Source organism: Arcicella rosea, from assembly GCF_014204325.1.
GTDB lineage: Bacteria > Bacteroidota > Bacteroidia > Cytophagales > Spirosomataceae > Arcicella > Arcicella rosea_A.
The window spans coordinates 1-17,482 of the sequence record NZ_JACHKT010000040.1 but is presented as its reverse complement, the minus strand read 5'-3'; the positions used below and the strand labels follow the sequence as shown (position 1 = coordinate 17,482).

The 17,482-nt window shown below is 33.3% G+C and carries 15 protein-coding genes and 1 other RNA gene; 9 read left to right on the top strand and 7 right to left on the bottom strand.

Features of this window, described 5'->3' with window-relative positions; translation table 11 throughout:
* The first annotated feature begins 121 nt into the window (after positions 1–121).
* Together HNP25_RS19295 and HNP25_RS19290 are read left to right on the top strand one after the other, a co-directional pair.
* Positions 122–724 (top strand): trimeric intracellular cation channel family protein, encoded by a 603-nt coding sequence (locus HNP25_RS19295; RefSeq protein WP_184136975.1) that lies wholly within the window; start codon positions 122–124, stop codon positions 722–724.
* 116 nt (positions 725–840) lie between these two features.
* On the top strand, positions 841–3,411 hold the full coding sequence (locus HNP25_RS19290) for a KAP family P-loop NTPase fold protein (protein ID WP_184136973.1): 2,571 nt from the start codon (positions 841–843) through the stop codon (positions 3,409–3,411).
* Between the two features lie 1,001 nt (positions 3,412–4,412).
* On the opposite strand, the gene HNP25_RS19285 is transcribed toward HNP25_RS19290, so the two are convergent.
* From HNP25_RS19285 to HNP25_RS19255, 7 genes are all read right to left on the bottom strand, one after another.
* Positions 4,413–4,967: a cupin domain-containing protein gene (locus tag HNP25_RS19285; RefSeq protein WP_184136971.1), complete on the bottom strand. Its 555-nt coding sequence runs from the start codon at positions 4,965–4,967 to the stop codon at positions 4,413–4,415.
* A 72-nt stretch (positions 4,968–5,039) separates the two neighbouring features.
* Positions 5,040–5,873 carry a helix-turn-helix domain-containing protein gene (locus tag HNP25_RS19280; protein WP_184136969.1) on the bottom strand — a complete coding sequence of 278 codons (834 nt, stop codon included), beginning with the start codon at positions 5,871–5,873 and terminating at the stop codon, positions 5,040–5,042.
* A gap of 97 nt (positions 5,874–5,970) precedes the next feature.
* On the bottom strand, positions 5,971–6,573 hold the full coding sequence (locus tag HNP25_RS19275; RefSeq protein ID WP_184136967.1) for a hypothetical protein: 603 nt from the start codon (positions 6,571–6,573) through the stop codon (positions 5,971–5,973).
* Between the two features lie 139 nt (positions 6,574–6,712).
* A complete protein-coding gene (locus HNP25_RS19270) occupies positions 6,713–7,312 on the bottom strand; it encodes a hypothetical protein (protein ID WP_184136965.1) in 600 nt (199 codons plus the stop codon).
* 137 nt (positions 7,313–7,449) lie between these two features.
* Entirely contained in the window at positions 7,450–7,698 is a 249-nt protein-coding gene (locus tag HNP25_RS19265; RefSeq protein WP_184136963.1) for a hypothetical protein, read from the bottom strand.
* A gap of 332 nt (positions 7,699–8,030) precedes the next feature.
* Complete coding sequence (locus HNP25_RS19260; protein ID WP_184136961.1) at positions 8,031–8,288, bottom strand: hypothetical protein; 258 nt, start codon at positions 8,286–8,288, stop codon at positions 8,031–8,033.
* Positions 8,288–9,352 (bottom strand): hypothetical protein, encoded by a 1,065-nt coding sequence (locus tag HNP25_RS19255; RefSeq protein WP_184136959.1) that lies wholly within the window; start codon positions 9,350–9,352, stop codon positions 8,288–8,290. Before HNP25_RS19255 ends, HNP25_RS19260 begins: the two co-directional genes overlap by 1 nt.
* 972 nt (positions 9,353–10,324) lie before the next feature.
* On the opposite strand from HNP25_RS19255, the gene HNP25_RS19250 reads away from it, so the two are divergent.
* The 7 genes from HNP25_RS19250 (at position 10,325) to HNP25_RS19220 (ending at position 17,383) form a co-directional block, all read left to right on the top strand.
* Positions 10,325–10,696 (top strand): DUF2200 domain-containing protein, encoded by a 372-nt coding sequence (locus HNP25_RS19250; protein ID WP_184137010.1) that lies wholly within the window; start codon positions 10,325–10,327, stop codon positions 10,694–10,696.
* Positions 10,697–10,879: 183 nt separating this feature from the next.
* Complete coding sequence (locus HNP25_RS19245; RefSeq protein ID WP_184136957.1) at positions 10,880–11,371, top strand: YchJ family protein; 492 nt, start codon at positions 10,880–10,882, stop codon at positions 11,369–11,371.
* 313 nt (positions 11,372–11,684) lie between these two features.
* Positions 11,685–12,677 carry a DUF2027 domain-containing protein gene (locus tag HNP25_RS19240; protein ID WP_184136955.1) on the top strand — a complete coding sequence of 331 codons (993 nt, stop codon included), beginning with the start codon at positions 11,685–11,687 and terminating at the stop codon, positions 12,675–12,677.
* A gap of 223 nt (positions 12,678–12,900) precedes the next feature.
* Positions 12,901–14,310, top strand: coding sequence for a DUF4403 family protein (locus HNP25_RS19235; protein ID WP_184136953.1), 1,410 nt, complete (start codon positions 12,901–12,903; stop codon positions 14,308–14,310).
* Between the two features lie 24 nt (positions 14,311–14,334).
* An RNA gene (gene rnpB, locus HNP25_RS19230) (RNase P RNA component class A) lies at positions 14,335–14,736 on the top strand.
* A gap of 213 nt (positions 14,737–14,949) precedes the next feature.
* Complete coding sequence (locus HNP25_RS19225; RefSeq protein ID WP_184136951.1) at positions 14,950–16,407, top strand: APC family permease; 1,458 nt, start codon at positions 14,950–14,952, stop codon at positions 16,405–16,407.
* Positions 16,408–16,681: 274 nt separating this feature from the next.
* Positions 16,682–17,383, top strand: coding sequence for an SDR family oxidoreductase (locus tag HNP25_RS19220; RefSeq protein WP_184136948.1), 702 nt, complete (start codon positions 16,682–16,684; stop codon positions 17,381–17,383).
* Positions 17,384–17,482 lie beyond the last annotated feature (99 nt).

The following is a 17,482-nucleotide window of genomic DNA, read 5'->3' as shown; positions in this document are numbered from 1 at the left end:
TTAAAATGACTTGATGAATACTTTTATAAGTAATCGTCAAGTCATTTTTGCAACAAATTGATAGTTAATCTTTTATAATACTAATCGCCAATCACTATTTACTAATCACTACGTTATTCAAATGGAATTTTTCACAATCATCAATATAGGCGGAACCGTAGCTTTTGCCATTTCAGGTACTTTGGCAGGCATTCGTAAACAATTAGATATTTTTGGTTTACTGGTTATCGCTTTTGTTACTTCCATTGGCGGAGGAACGATTCGTGATATGTTGATTGGTCATTTGCCAGTGCGATGGCTGTTAGATTCTTCGGTCATTTTCTTAATTACAGGTACTTCTATCCTGACAATCTTCTTAAAAAACCATATCGACAAATTAGATAAAACACTTACTCTTTTTGATTCGCTTGGTTTGGGTTTCTTTACTTTAAGAGGCATTCAGGAAGGCTTGGTGATTGATTTGGATATTGCTGCTTGTGTTATTTTAGGAACAATTACCGCTTGTTTTGGAGGAGTAATTCGAGATACTTTATTGAATGAAATTCCGACGCTTTTCAAAAAAGAAATTTATGCTACTGCCTGTATTGTAGGAGGTTTAGGGTATTTCTTGATGAAACAGTTGACCTTCCCCAATGAATTGGTTGACATTTTAACCATTCTCATCATCGTCGGAATCCGATTATTAGCTGTAAAAAAGAATATTTCTTTGCCTAGGGTTGATTGAGGGTTTGAATTGGTGAAGCTTCTCAATCTTTAAGGTTTAAGTATCAGTTTTATCATAAGGCAATTGAAATAATAATAAAAGTTCTATATTTAAAAGAAATTTAAAATCTACTTAGAATGATTTTTCCTCAGTTTAAAAAAGACATTATCCAAAAATACCTATTTGAAGTTATAAGTAACAGAAAGATTATATTTCTGAGTGCTGTCGCTATATTACCTATACTTTTCAATAAATACTTTGAAAGTATTTTAAATGAGTACATTGGCAAACCTATTTTTCAAAATCTTGAAAGTAGTTACTTTTCCGATATTATCTTTTTAGTTATCTCCATTCTTCTTTTTTTTTACTATCGCTATAAATATAAAAATGACCACTACTTTTCTTCTTTTGATAGCTCATTAGTAATTGTTATAGGCTTTTGGTATTTTATTTATCGCTGTAGTGGTGGATGGCATTATAGTAGATTTTGGTTTATGCCAATCTTATCTTATTTAGATATATTTCTTATTGTACCTCTCGCTCATATTTTCTTTTGTATCAAAAGATGCACTTTGCAAAAACAAGCGGAAAATCAAGAAGACACAAAAAAAGGCTTTCAGACAGATAAACCAATTGAAGAATTAAGTGATGAAAAACTTGGTAGAGGTAATTATGCTCAAAAAATAGCAGAGCAAATTAATGACTCCTTTCCTAAAGAATCTTTTGCTATTGGCATTACTGGAAAATGGGGTTCTGGGAAGACTTCTTTTTTACATCTTATCAAAAAGAAGCTAAACGGAAATACAATTATAGTTGATTTTAATGCTTGGCATAGTCATGAGACAAAGAATCTAATTACAGATTTTTTTGATTTACTAAAAGCAGAACTGAATGATGGAAGTGTATCACAACATATTAATCTTTATGTAAAACAACTCACAGCAGTTGATGATAACATCTATTTTAAAACCATAGATTTTTTACAGAAAACTATTTTTGGAACACAATCAACGCAAGAGATTTTTGACCGTATTAACGCTAGTATCAAAAGGCTTAATAAGCAAATAGTGATATTTATTGATGATTTAGACAGATTAGATAACAAGGAAATTATTGAAATCATTAAACTCATTCGTATTTCTGCCAACTTTAAAAATACTGTTTTTGTAGTAGCTTTTGATAAAGGATATGTTATAAATGCTATTGCAGAAATCAATCCACACGAAAAAGAAAGGTTTCTTGAAAAAATATTTCAAGCAGAATTTCCCTTGCCAACTTTTGAAAAAAATCGATTTAGAAGTATAATGATTGAAAAATTGAAAAGTAAACTTAATAATAATTATCACATTGAGATAGATAAATATTTCTCCGATATATCACATTTAGAAATTTTTGAGAGATGCATTCATACATTACGTGATGTTACTATTTTTACAAATCCTTTTTGTATAAATTTTGAACAAGTAGCTGAAGATGTCCTTTTTGCAGATTTTTTTAATGTGGAACTAATTAAATTGAAATATCATACCATTTACACTGTATTGTTTGAAGAAAATAAGTATTTTCTCTCAATTTATAAGTCCAATGTTTTAAGCAACAATAACTCTAAATTAAATTTTCTATATCTTGATGAGACTAAATTTAAAGAGTATTTAAAATCAAATGCGTCTAAATTAAAGATTACAACAGATAATATTGAAGAAATAAACTCATTGGTTTCAAAAATTTTTTTCCAACCTAAAAAAACACCTTTAACTTTCTATTTTGAAAATGATGAATTAATCAATACTGAAAATATTCAATCAATAAGACGTCCTTCAAACTTTTATATTTATTCCTCAATGAGACTAACAGAAGGAGTCTTAAGTGAAAGAGATTTTAAAAATGTTAGGAAATCGGAAAATATTAATGACTTTAAAATAGCCATAAAGAATTGGATTGATAAAAATCTAATTGATGAGTTGATTTTAAAATTCGAGATAACCAATCTTTATGATAGCCTTGAAGATTTTGAACTAATTATAAAAGGAATGTTAGAGCTTGGGCAACACCTTTTTTTACTAGAAAAATTTGATAGATTTCATTTGTATCAAGTCCTTCGCAATAAACTACAAAATAATTTCAAAAATATTGTTGAATTTTATCAAAATGATGAACTGACTGCAAAACATGAGTACAATAAAATAATCTTAAGAATTTTTGAGGATGATGAATATAACTCAATTTTCAAAGCGGAGTTCCTTCATGTTGTGATGAAAGCTGAGGGGCAGAGTTACAATTTCCCTATAGACGAACAAAATATTTTAGATTTACTTTTTTATTTCTTTAATGACTTTTGTAATGCCAACTTCGTTTTCAATAAAGAGCTTTGGGACTTATACAAATTATGTATATTTGTAAACGAGCATGGGCGAGATTTTTGTGATGAAAGAGTGAATGAGTTAGTAAAGAGTTTTGCTTTGGAGCATGATATAATAGGCTTTTTTGAAAAAAATATTGTTAAATACAATGGTAAATACAGATTTGGGGGTTTTATAAATGAATTATTTCAAACTACAGATCAATTGAAAAGTTTTATTAATAAAGTAACCGACCCTATTTTAAAAACCACTTTATTGACTTTTTATGAGAAATCGGAAAAAAATAAATTCATTTTAATTGACTTTGACTTTAGTGGAATAATTATCCCTGTCTCTTTAGTTCTCTAAACAAACCCTACCGTATAATAAAAATACGATAGGGTTTGTCTTTTCTTCAATTCAAAAAAAACATCAACTTTAATTAGTTGCCAATTTTACATAGATAACAGTGATTTGCGCAAAGGCGGTAGCAAAGTGATAAAATGCTGTAGTGATTTGTGCAAATGCTGTAGTTACTAGATAAAATGCTATAGTGATTTGTGCAAATGCTGTAGTTACTTGATAAAGTGCTGTAGTGATTTGTAAAAATGCTGTAGTTACTTGACAAAGTGCTGTAGTGATTTGTGCAAATGCTGTAGTTACTTGATAAAGTGCTGTAGTGATTTGTGCAAAGGTGGTAGTTACTAGATAAAATGCTGTAGTGGTTTGTGCAAATGCTGTAGTTAATAGATAAAATGCTGTAGTGGTTTGTGCAAAGGCGGTAGTTACTTGATAAAGTGCTGTAGTGATTTGTGCAAAGGCGGTAGTTACTTGATAAAATGCAGTAGTGATTTGTTCAAAGCCTGTAGTTAATTGATAAAATGCTGTAGTGATTTGTGCAAAGGTGGTAGTTAATAGATAAAATGCTGTAGTGATTTGTGCAAATGCGGTAGTTACTTGATAAAGTGCTGTAGTGATTTGTCCAAAGGCGGTAGTTACTTGATAAAGTGCTGTAGTGATTTGTGTAAATGCTGTAGTTACTTGATAAAATGCTGTAGTGATTTGTGCAAATGCTGTAGTTACGTGATAAAATGCTGTAGAGATTTGTGTAAAGGTGGTAGTTACTTGGTAAAATGCTGTAGTGATTTGTGCAAATGCTGTAGTTACGTGATAAAATGCTGTAGTGATTTGTGTAAAGGTGGTAGTTAATAGATAAAATGCAGTAGTGATTTGTGTAAAGGTGGTTGCAAAGTGATATTATGCTGTAGCGATGAGGCTGAACCTAAAATATTAGCCTCCTAAAAGCGATTTAGTGGTGCTGTGTTTGGGTTCAGCCTCATTTTGTGTAAGAAGCGAAATGGGAGGGGATATTAGTATTGTAATGGCGGCCCAACCACTTGCATATCGTGTGCTGCAAATATTTTTGCTCCCTGTTCTGGGCTGGGTGGAGCAGTTAAATTTCCGAGTGCTCTGAAAAAATCTTCCATTTTGCCCGATGGCTGAAAAAGAAAGAACATTTTACCAGTTTCTGAGAGCTGTGCAAAAGTATGAGGGATAGTTCTTGGTAAAAATATGGTATCGCCTGCTTTTAAAGTATGCTTATCTTCCCCAACTTGAAAGAGGTATTCTCCTGCTACAATAAAAAATATTTCGTCTTGATTAGGATGTACATGAAGCGGAGGACCACCTTTTTCGTTTCCGATATACTCAAAAACCGTTAAGTCGTTGTTTGTATCTTTTTGAGATACCTTGATATTGTTTGGACTTTTACCACCGACTAATGTTTTTTCGCCAAATCTACTTTCGTTTGCCTTTACGACGAAACCTTTTTGGGGACGTTCTACTTTTTGAGCAAGTACATTGTTGTTCATCAAGATGGTAGGGATTGCCGCAGCACTTGTTAATAAAAATTGCTTTCTTTTCATGTTTGTATTGTTTAATTAACCATACAAATCTCACAAGAACAGCCAAGAGCTTGGTGGTAAAAAAACGACATTTTAATAGGTGTCGGATTCTCCAAATTTTCTTTCGGGAGAGCCACTATCCAACAAGTGAAAACCAGTAGGTGTTTGGTTGGTAAACTCTTTGTAGTCTTTTACCAAGTGCTGATAATCGTAGTAACCACAACGCATGGCAATAGAAAGCCAATCTAAATGAGGTTCTTTATTTTTAATTCTAAAGGCATTTTCGAAGCGAGCAATTTTACTGAAATATCGTGGCGAAATACCCATGCGTTCGATGAATTTTCGTTCATATTGGCGTAAACTAAGACATGATTCATTGGCAAGCCATTCTATATTCAAGCCTTTTTCTGATTTCAGGATTAGATTACTCACGTGGTCTAGTCGATGAAAGTCTTTCACGCCGCTATTTACTTGTTTCCATAAAAATGATTCAACTACTTGAACCATTTGCGTGAAATTAAGAGCGTCGTTCAATTTATCATTTACTTCTCTGAGGGCATTCCCGAAAATAGTTTCGGCATCAATGTAACAATTGTTGAGTTCTTGGGCGGGAATCCCCGTCAAACGAAACAAACCACCAGGACTAAACACTACTTGGAAAACCAAAAAATCTTTTCCGACAAATCTATTGGTTACTTCACTTTGTTGCCCAATCAAAACTGTTTTTAGGTTATTGATTTTCGTTCCTTTGTTAGCAAATTGAACGGTTTCGGTATCACGAGGATAAAAGCTAAGACAATGTTCAGGCTTAGGCGGATAAGGTTTGTAAGGAATGTTTGTAATATCTTCAAAAACAAAATGAACAACTCTATACACCCGAACAAATTCGGTTAAACTTGGGCTTGGAGCAAACTGATAAAGAGCCATAGCGTTTAATCGTTAATGTCATTGTTGAGATTTATCAGGAAAATACAATTTATATTTTTTGTTTAATTGGGCTACATTACTGATTGATAGCAGTATTTTATTTCAACATTTTATTATCGGTAAGTTCAATGCTCTTTATTGCACCGATTGGCGCAATTTTGATGGCTTTGTTTCCTTTTGCTAGATAAAAATAATATACACTATTTGTGTTTATGAGGTAAACCTGCTCTGAATCTCCGCTACTATAATTCAGTTTGTGTTTATAAACTAGATTATTGCTTTTTATTTTCTTAGATAAACCGATGCCTTCACCAATTCCTATTCCAAGAAAGAACGCCAATAAGCCAATGGTAAGATATTTGATAAATAAATTGGTAAGGTTTTCACTAAGCTCTTCACTACTTACTTCATCTTTACTTTTTATTCCAGATATTTTTTGAACCCAACTTTTATGACTTTGTTTAGACAAGAATGTGGGTAAAGCATAAGCAAAAACAATTACTAAGATTAGGGCTATTAATATGATTGGATGTGCAGTAAGTGTAGCAATCGGACTTATCAAAATGTCCATAATGGTGGAGTATTTCAAAATATTTATTCCGATTTGGTAATAGAAGACACTCTCTTTCAAGATGCCCATTACCACAAGAAATAGATAACCAAATGGAAGTATCTTTTGTAAGCTTTCTGAGAATTTCATTAAATAGGGTTTGGAGTTTGTTTAGCTTTTTTGTTGGTTATAAAATACAGAAGCTTATAGCCATTGTTTGTGTTTTACAAATAATTCATTTGATTGTTCGTAGTGATACAAATAAAGGTAATAGAGTTATTGCAATTGACTATTTTAATGTAGATGGAAGATGCTTTCTCGTTATATCATCTATTTGCCACTTATCGCCGTATTGTGTAAGATTATAGATAATTTCATTTCCAAATGAAAAATATAATTTTATGATGGCATTCTTATTTGAAATAATTAATGATTTTATTTTGGCTTTTTCTATTATATCTAAGTCATCATTATATTCTTGACCTAACATAATAAAGTCGAAATCAAAGCCATCTGCTGGACCATCATTGGGTTGAGGATTTTCTTTCAAGTTTTGCTCGCACTTTTTAAAATATACTCGCCATTTGTTTATGTATTTATCAGAGATGAAACCTGTACTTTGTAATTTTGATAAATACTTCTCTGTTTCCAAAAAATTAACCGAATAATATGCTACTGTATCTTTTGGCAAATTAGGATTTGTTTTCAACAGATTTCCTTGTATTCCTAAGTTATTACGATACCATTTTAAGAAATCAATTATAGTTTTTGTAGGTTGCTGATAAATGGTAAATTTATGAGACTGTTTTGTTTTGCCTGCTTGTGCTTTTGCAACTAGTGAAAAAATGGATAAAAAAGATACTAAAAGTATTTTATTGTATCGTTTCATGATGTTTAAAATTATCCATTGCCATTGTTTGTGTCTTCGTAAATAATTAATCAAATTGTTCGTAGTGATACAAACAAAGACAATGGTTTTTTGTTGAGATACGACCAACAGCAATGAGGCAATGAAAAATATACTATCTAGCTTTTTCGTGATTTTATTTCAGTTTCTATTTGTTTTAGAGCAATAAAACTTGGTAAAAGCGTGATAGCACTACCACCTGCAACACCAAGTAAGGCATAATTTTTATTTTTTAAGGCAAGATAAATTAGGATAATTAAAGCAATTGCCATCACGATGCCGAGTCCTATAACAGCAGCTTTTGCCTTTTTTTGTTTTACTAGTAGTTCTTCTAATGTTAAATCAGCGAGTTTGTTATTTTCTTTCATTTGATTATTTTGGTTTGTTGATAAGTTTGATATTATAGTTGTGTTGCTAACCAGTGGCTAGTTTTCGGACAAGTCCAACCACAAATTAGTTAATTCTTGTTTATAATTTATGTATAAAATTACTTAATCACACAATTGGATGTTAGTTTTTCAATATTATTTTGGAAAAACTAATTTTGATGATGAAGAGAAGATAATGGGTACTGGTTGAGAGAACAGCACAAAAAAAACCGTCAAGTTAAAAAACTGACGGGTTAAATTTATACAGTTACTATTTTCTAGAATAATTGAAGTGAATTAAAGTATCGTACACCTCGAAGAGCAGATTTTTATTATTTATTCTTTTCATAAGCATCGCATTGGGGTGCTGTACCGTACCATGGCTTACCACTAAAGAATACAGCCGTTCCAGGGTCAAAAGTACGATGAGGTTCAGGTTCAAAAGTCATGTGTTCTCTACAATAGAAGAAAAAAGTGATATTTGAATGCTCTTCTGCGTATTTTTTGGCTGCCTCTACAGTTGTTGAATAAGTTGATATAATATGGTTGTCCCATGGTGCACCTTCAAATTCTGCAACATTTGGTTTCATCACCCAATTTTACTTGGCGTTATGGCAGCCTTATATTGTTTTGAAGCTTCTTTTATTCCATTAAAATAATCTAAATAACTTTGTTTTATTGGACCTTGTAGCTCGTCGCACATTTTATTACATTGTTCAACTACATTTACAATGTCAAGAATGTTAAATATAATATCTACCACAGATATCACAACCGCCACAACAGTTACAAACTTTCCAACAGCATCCATCGCTTGGAAAGCGCTAGTATTAACTTCTTCAACAGGGATACCTGCTTCTCTAGCCATCGTTCTAATAGTTTCATTGGCTATTTTAAGCTTTCGGAACATGATTGTTATCGATGCCCCCATTAAAATATCTTTAGCAATTACAACACCTTCAGGTGGCTGAAAGCCCACAAGAACATTCATGAATTTTTTAACATCAGCATCAGTTTTGGCACTCATGTTTAGTTCATCAAGGGCATCATATACTCCGTTGATTTCATCACAATTAAAAAGAAGCCTTGCCGATTCTGCATATTGTTTAAAAGTGGGTGCATCTAATTTTCCAGCTTTTCGTTGCACCTCAGCCGTAAATTGCATTAGATATGCTCGACAAGTTCGTGTATCTAAGCCCACTGGGGCTTTGGAGGCAATTAAATTGTTATTTAACTTATATTTGGCTACGTAATTTTTTACATTATCATTGATATTGGCTGAAATATCGGTATCTACTGTTGTGAGCTTATTATTTAGTTTTTTTGATTTGTCAGAAATAACTTTTTTCTCAATAATCTCGGCTGCTTCTAGTGCAGCAAATGCCGCCATCCCTAAGCCAAAAGACCAAATGGCTGCTATGGCAGCGGCATCGGCGGCTATTTGGGTGGCATCGGCGGCTATTGTCAGATTTCTAACTTCGCAAGCCAAATCATAAAGGGTGTTAAACTCATCATTCACAACACGGTCTGAATCATAATCATCTACTTGCAAGAAAAGGTTTTGCTCTGTAATAATGTTACCAATATTTTCATCGCTTTCTGAATCCCAAGTAGCCATGTAGTTTAGATACGTCATTAAGTCTGTACTAGCCATAAAATTAGTTTTTTAAATGCTCCTACTCTTATGGTTTTTCAGATTTCACCCTTATCGTAAATGCCTCGGTAAGTAAGCCCGTTTTTTTAGTGGTAGCTGAACTCCACTTTTCAAAAGCTATTGATAACACAAATTTGCTACAAGAAAGAGGACTGTGTAAGAGGAAAAATAACCCTTTTTGAAATCGGATATAAAGCACTGCTTCGTGGTTTTATATAGGTATTTTTATGGGGGTATTTAAGAAGGACTTAGATTCAACAAGAATAATGATAAAAACTGTATTATGATTGGCTAATTCATGCACTTAAATTACCTTTAAAATCGCCTACTCTTTGTATGTAAATATTTTAGGAAAGAGTGAAAAGTTATTTTGGCGACAGATAGATGAGAATGTGTTTTTTGTTGAGAGAATAAATGAGAGAATTCAATGATTTTGCCCATATTTCATTCAAATAAATCATCTCTAAACAACAACTAATTTTGCATGAATACTGAGTTGTTTTTTTAGGATGAGACACAGTAGTGATTTGTGCAAAGCTTGTAGTTACTTGATTAAATGCAGTAGTGATTTGTGCAAAGCTTGTCGTTACTTGGTAAAGTGCAGTAGTGATTTGTGCAAAGCCTGTCGTTACTTGATAAAATGCAGTAGTGATTTGTGCAAAGCCTGTAGTTACTTGGTAAAGTGCAGTAGTGATTTGTGCAAAGCCTGTAGTTACTTGGTAAAATGCAGTAGTGATTTGTGCATGTGCGGTAGCAAAGTGATATTATGCTGTCAAGCTTTTTTAGGATGGGACAGCTTTGTATCCTTATAGAAATATGCAGAATACAATCAAAATAAGAGCGTGTTCTTCTGTTGAATTGTATTTATATATTTGTAAATCAGTGTGTTGCTGATTTTTTATAGATGTGGAATTATATTTATATTTGTATCTACTTTGAAAATAGTTAAAAGTGTTCCCTTAAAATATTATGATGAAAGTAACAACTGAACACAATGAACGAATAGCAAAAATGACTTTTGCATCGGTATATCCGCACTATTTTACAAAAGTGGAAAGTAAAGGCAGAACAAAAGCGGAATTGCATCAAGTAATTACGTGGTTGACGGGGTTTGATGATAAAAAACTAGATGAATTGATTGATGAAAAAGTGACGTTTGAAACATTTTTTCAGAAAGCTAATCTCAATCATAATGCGTCGCTTATTACAGGTGTAATTTGTGGCTATAGAATAGAAGAAATAGAAAATACTTTGACAAAACAAGTAAGATATTTAGACAAATTAGTAGATGAATTGGCAAAAGGTAGAAAAATGGAGAAGATTTTGCGTGTTGCCAAAATATAAATATTAAATATTCAGAAGTATTTTATTATACCTATAAGGATTTATATAATTGATTAATAATAAGTGTTTTAACCTCAAACCCTTATAGGTTTATATACTCAATTAATTATATTGCTATAATGCTAATCGCCAATCAATCTTTACTAATCACTACATAACTCGCAATTCACAACTCCAAACTTTATGATGTCAGTACAATGTTATTGTGGTTCAAACTTAGCTTTTAGCGAATGTTGTGAACCAATTATTTTAGGAAAAAAAGAAGCACTTACTGCGGAGTCATTGATGCGTTCGAGATATTCAGCTTATGCCTCTGTTGCACCTGATTATTTACTATTAAGTACGTATTTTACAGAACGTGCTAAGTTTAGCAAACAAGATTTAGCAGATTGGGCAAGCGAAAATCAATGGCAGAAATTAGAAATACTAAACACTAAAAATGGACAAGTAAATGATGTGAATGGAGAAGTAACTTTTAAAGCTTATTTTAACAACGCTCATGGACAAACGTCAATTCATCATGAACATTCCACTTTTGTAAAAGAAAATGGAAAATGGTTTTATGTAAAAGGAATTATTAATCCTAAAAATGCTTCACCAGAAGTACTTATCAACAGAAACGACTCTTGTATTTGTGGAAGTGGAAAGAAATATAAAAAATGTTGTGGCGTTTAAGTAGCTGTAAGCTTTTATTTTAATTAATCGTGCGTCAGCATTTAATGAAATTCCGCTGTTTGAGCGAAGCGAGTTTCGGAATTTCTTGATTTTCTTTTGTTACTTTTCTTGTATCAAGACAAGAAAAGTAAGGTCTTACAAAAGGGGGAAATGATTTTTGAAACAAATTATGTTTTGAACTTTGTCTTAACTTTTTTAAGTTCTCTTGATAAAAGATTGAAAAAAGCATAACAGTTTTTCCAGATAAGAGATTCCAAATAACTGATAACCGACAGCAAAGCCCTAAATTGCGAACAAATTAACAATTAAGAAAATGAATATAGGAGATAGAGTAAGACTATTACGTGGGAAAGAAGAAGGAATCGTTACCAAAATTTTGTCGAATAATATTATTGAAATAGAAATTGAAGACGGTTTTACCATTCCAGTAAAGCGTTCGGATGCAGTAATTATTGATGAATTAGAACAAAAAACATTTAAACCTGTTGCACCTTCTCGTTCATTTGAACCACAAGGAAGTATTGAGCGTCGCCAACCAACAACGCCAGAAATATTGGCAAACAAAGGTATTTACATGGCTTTTGTGCCTGTAAACGACCGTGAACTTTCGCAACACCTTATCAATAATACCGATTGGGAATTACCTTTTATGCTTTCAGTTGGTTCAGACCCACACCATAAAGGTTTGGCAGCAGGAACATTGAAACCAAAAACTTCTATCAAAGTACAAAACGTTTTGGTAAAGGATTTTGAAGAATGGGGAACATTTGTGTTTCAAGCTTTTTTCTATCGTTTGGCATTTATGAAATTGCCAGAACCTTTGGTAAGACGTTTGAAATTTAGAGTTAATACTTTTTTCAAGAGTAAACAAAAAGCTCCGATTATTAATCAAGATGCACATTTGTTTCAATTGGATTCAGAAGATGCCGTTAATCCTGTTCCAACAAAAATTGATGTAGAAAAATTGAAGGAACAAATGTTTGAAAAGCAAGCACCTGAACCAACTATCATTTTGCCGTCAAAACCAGCTGTTTCGATTGATTTACACATCGAAAAATTATCAGCAGATTCATGGGCGATGTCGAATCGTGAAATGTTAGCTTTGCAAATTACTACTTTCGATAAACAGTTTGAAGCAGCTATCGCTAACGGAATGGATGAAATTACTTTTATTCATGGTGTTGGAAATGGAGTACTCAGAGATGCCATTCACAAAAAACTTTCTGGACATAAAAATGTAAAATACTTTGAAGATGCTCAGAAAGAAAAGTTTGGTTATGGAGCTACTAATGTGAAGATTAAATAGTTCTCAGCTTTCAGTTTTCAGCTGTGAGCCTTGAGCTGTGAGCTACGAGTTTTTAGCAAATTGCTTTTCTCAAGTAAAAAACATTCTAAATAATGGCTGTAAAGGCTATCAGCTGTGAGCTATGAGTTTTTAGCAATTTGCTCTTTGTTCAAATAACAACTAAACGCTAAAAGCTCATAGCTCATAACTCATAGCTACAAGCTAATAACTTAAATAACCATAAATGAAAAAAATACTTTTTGCCTTCATAGCTTTTATGTTGCTTCAAGGCTGTTCTAGTTCAAAAAATACAAATACTACTGCTAATCCTGAAGCACCCAAAGAATCGTATATGTATAATGGAAAACAAGTAGAGAAAAGTCTTTCGACGATTGGAATCCCTTTTGAAATTACAATGGGCGATGTAGAAAGACAAATCAATGCCAATATCAAAGACTTGATTTACGAAGACAATAGCATGGAAGATAACAATTTTGATAACTTCATGTGTAAAGTAAACAAGCGTGATAACATTACTGTTACGACCAAAGACGAAGCCTTTTTATTCAGTGTTCCACTAAAAGTATGGGTAAGAGCGGGTTATAAAGTAATGGGTATTTCTATTCCGCCACAAGAATTATCTTTTGATTTCAACCTGAAATTTGGCACAAAATTCTCTATTTCTCCGAATTGGACGGCTTCAGTACAGAGTTTTCCGATGGGTTATGAATGGATTAAAAAGCCAACCTTGCGTTTAGGTGGTTATGAAATACCAGTAACAGGTTTGGTAGAAAGAGCTTTGAATTCACAACAAGCTGTTTTATTGAAATCGGTTGATGATGCTGTAAAGAAAAATGTAGAAATTAAAAAATATGTGTTACAAGCTTGGAATACAGCCATGCAACCTTATTTACTTTCTGAAAAATACCGTACTTGGCTGAAAATAACACCAGTTGGTTTGCAAATGACACCGCTTACTACCGTAAACAACAAAGTAAAAGCAACCATTGGTATACAGGCTTATACTGAAACGATAACAGGTACAAAACCAACTTTCCAAGCAGTTAATACAGTACCAGATTTAAAATTGGTTAATCAAATTGCAGATGATTTTAAAGTGGGAATCATTGCTGAAATTCCTTTGCGTGAAGCAGCAAAGTTGACAGCTGATACTTTAATCGGACAAAATTTTTCTTTTAAAGATGGTAAGTATAATGTTGGAGTAACAGAAATTGATATTTACGGTGACCAAGAAAAAATGGTCATCAAAGCAGGTTTGAAGGGAAGTATCAACGGAAGTATTTATTATAAAGGTGTTCCAGCTTACGACCCAACAACAAAATCGGTTTATTTAGAGAATTTTGATTATGATTTAAAAACCAAAAACTTATTGATAGGAACTGCTAACTGGTTTTTTCAAGGAAAATTTGCCAAGAATATGAAAGACGCTTTGACGTTTAAAATCGGTGGACAAATTGATGAAATGAAAAAGCAAATGCAAGCGAACTTGACCAATAATAAAGTAGCGAAAGGCATTACTTTGAACGGAAATATTAGTGAATTAACACCTGATAAAGTATATCTAACTCCAAATTCTATCATTGCGGTAATCCATGCGAATGGAAAGTTAGATATAAAAGTAGATGGTTTATAAAAACTAAAAGCTAACTTTGTGCCAGAAAGCATTCGTCTTATCGCCTTTGTGAAAGCAGGGGAGGAAAGTCTGGACAACACAGAGCATCATGCTTCCTAACGGGAAGGTACGGTTTTGGAGACGAAACCGTAACAGCAAGTGCCACAGAAAATTACCGCCCGCAAGGGTAAGGGTGAAAAGGTAGCGTAAGAGACTACCGCTCGGTTGGTGACAAACGAGGCATCGGTAAACCTCATGAGTTGAAAGACCAAATAGGCTGGCAAGCGGCGTTGGCAACAACAAAGTAAAGGACGGCTCGTTCGTGTCAGTGGGTAGGTTGATAGAGGTAGTAGGTGACTACTATTCGAGATAAATGATAAGACTTTTGGAAATTTCTGCAAAGAAAAATTCAATCGACAGAATCCGGCTTATAGAATGTTTTTTAAAAAAATCCCCACAGTGATTTATACGCTGTGGGGATTTTTTTTTAAATGACTTTAAGATTTGAAGACTTAATGACTACATGCTAATCGTACCAATTATGGAATTGAAATAGTACTACACATACACATTCAGCCTTAATCATAAATCCCCAAATTTTGAAATCAAGCCGTCTTTCGTTAAGTTTGTTAATCAACAAAACTAACCAATAAATCCTTGATGGAAAAAAATACTTCTCCCACTACTTCACAAGAACTAAAAAAAGAACTAAGCCTGACTGATGCAACCATGATTGTGATTGGTTCGATGATTGGCTCTGGTATCTTCATCGTTTCAGCAGATGTTACTCGTAACTTGGGTTCTCCTGGTTATTTATTACTGGCTTGGATTATCACAGGTATAATTACGTTGATTTCAGCGCTTTCTTATGGCGAATTGGCGGGTATGATGCCAAACGCTGGCGGACAATACGTTTATCTCAGAGAAGCTTATAATTCTTTAACGGGTTTCCTTTTTGGCTGGACTACCTTTTTGGTTATCGAAACCGGTACGATTGCAGCTGTTGCAGTTGCTTTTGCCAAATATACTGGCGTACTCCTTCCTGATTATATCGGTACTGAACATAAATTTCTTCTTTTTGACACGCAGCAACTTTTAGCGATTGCTCTTATTTTACTCCTGACTTTCGTAAATGTTCAGGGCGTAAAGAATGCTAAATTGGTGCAACTAATCTTTACCGTTACTAAAATTGGTGCTTTATTGGGCTTGGCTGTCGTCGGAATCATAGTAGGTTCTGATCCTAAAAAAGGAATGTGGGCTATCAACTCAATTGATTTCTGGAGTCCAGTGAAAATCATTTGGGAAAATGGTAAAATCATAGATTATGAGTATTTGTCGGGTATTGGTTTATGGTCGGCTATGGGTTTAGCATTAATTGGGCCATTGTTTTCGTCTTCTGCTTGGAATAATGTTACTTATACCGCTGGAGAAATGAAAAATCCTAAACGTGATATTCCATTAAGTTTATTGTACGGAACGTTAACCGTAAGTGCTTTGTACATTTTGGCAAATATTGCTTACTTGATGCTTTTACCAGTACAAGGACATCCCAATGCTACCGATACGCTTTCAAGAGGAATTATGTTTGCAACGAATGATAGAGTAGGGACGGCTGCCGCTGAAATGATTTTCGGAAATCCTGCTACTATCATTATGGCGATTTTTATCATGATTTCTACTTTTGGTTGTAATAATGGGATTATTTTATCGGGGGCGAGAGTCTATTACGCCATGGCAAAAGATGGACTTTTCTTTAGAAAGGCTGGCGAATTAAACACTAAAGGCGTTCCTGCTTTTTCATTATGGATTCAATGTGGCTGGGCTTGTTTGTTGTGTTTAACAGGTACTTATGGGGATTTATTAGATTATACCGTTTTTGCCATTTTGGTATTTTATATCTTGACAATCGTTGGAGTATTCGTTTTGCGTAAAAAACAACCTAATACACCACGTCCATACAAAGCTTTTGGCTATCCAGTTATTCCTGCGATTTATCTTTTATTTGCCGTTGCTCTTTGTGTGAATTTATTGATTTACAAACCTATTCCATCTTGGGCAGGTGTCGGTATTGTAGCTTTAGGAATTCCTGTTTTCTATTTATGGAAAAAGAAAGCATAAAAACAGTACAACGGATTTCCAATCCTTAGAAAAACAGTTAAGCAGGTCAGACGTAAAACTTCTGACCTGTTTTTTTATTCATATAATTGTATCATTATGGAATTGAAATATGATTTACGCTATTTCCAAGCAATAAAGTACTGATAACATCATTCAGAAACTTTTTTATATTTTCAAAGGTTGAACAAGAACAGTATAACGGATTTCCAATCCGTTTATTTATTACTGACGGATTGAAAATCCGTGATATAAACTTATTTCAAAATCAATCAACATGACAAAAATTGCTCTTATTACTGGAGGTTCTAAAGGAATCGGATATGGCATTGCCGAAGTATTAATCAAAGAAGGAATTAAAGTGGCTATCACAAGCCGTTCGCAAAGTAGTGCAGACGAAGCGGCATTAGAATTGAATAAAATCAAAGAAGATTTTGCCATTGGGATTGAATCGGATGTAAGAAATTTAGCTTCTCAACAAAGTGCTGTAGATACGATTATTGCTACTTGGGGAAGATTAGATTACGTAATTGCTAATGCTGGAGTAGGACATTTTGCAGCGATTCAAGATTTAACTGCTGAACAATGGCAAGAAACGATTGACATTAACTTAACTGGTACTTTCAATAGTATTAAGGCTTCTTACTTGGCTTTGAAAGAAACTCAGGGATATTTTATCACGATTTCGAGTTTGGCTGGAACTAACTTTTTCCCAAATGGTGGAGCATATAATGCTAGTAAATTTGGTGTGGTAGGTTTCTCGCAAGCCATCATGATGGATTTAAGAAAAGACGGAATCAAAGTAACAACGGTTATGCCGGGTTCGGTAGCAACAAATTTCAACGGACATTCTCCTTCAGAAAAAGATGCTTGGAAGATTCAGCCAGAAGATATTGGTCAGATTGTAGCAGATTTAATTAAAATGCCTGCAAGAACTTTACCAAGTAAAATAGAAGTTCGCCCAACGATGCCAGCTTAGTTTTTTAGCTGTGAGTTATGAGCTTTGAGGTACTGTCTTAAAATCCTATTATTTGATTATAATTATTTTTATATTTGCTATTCTTGAAGGAGAGGTTGC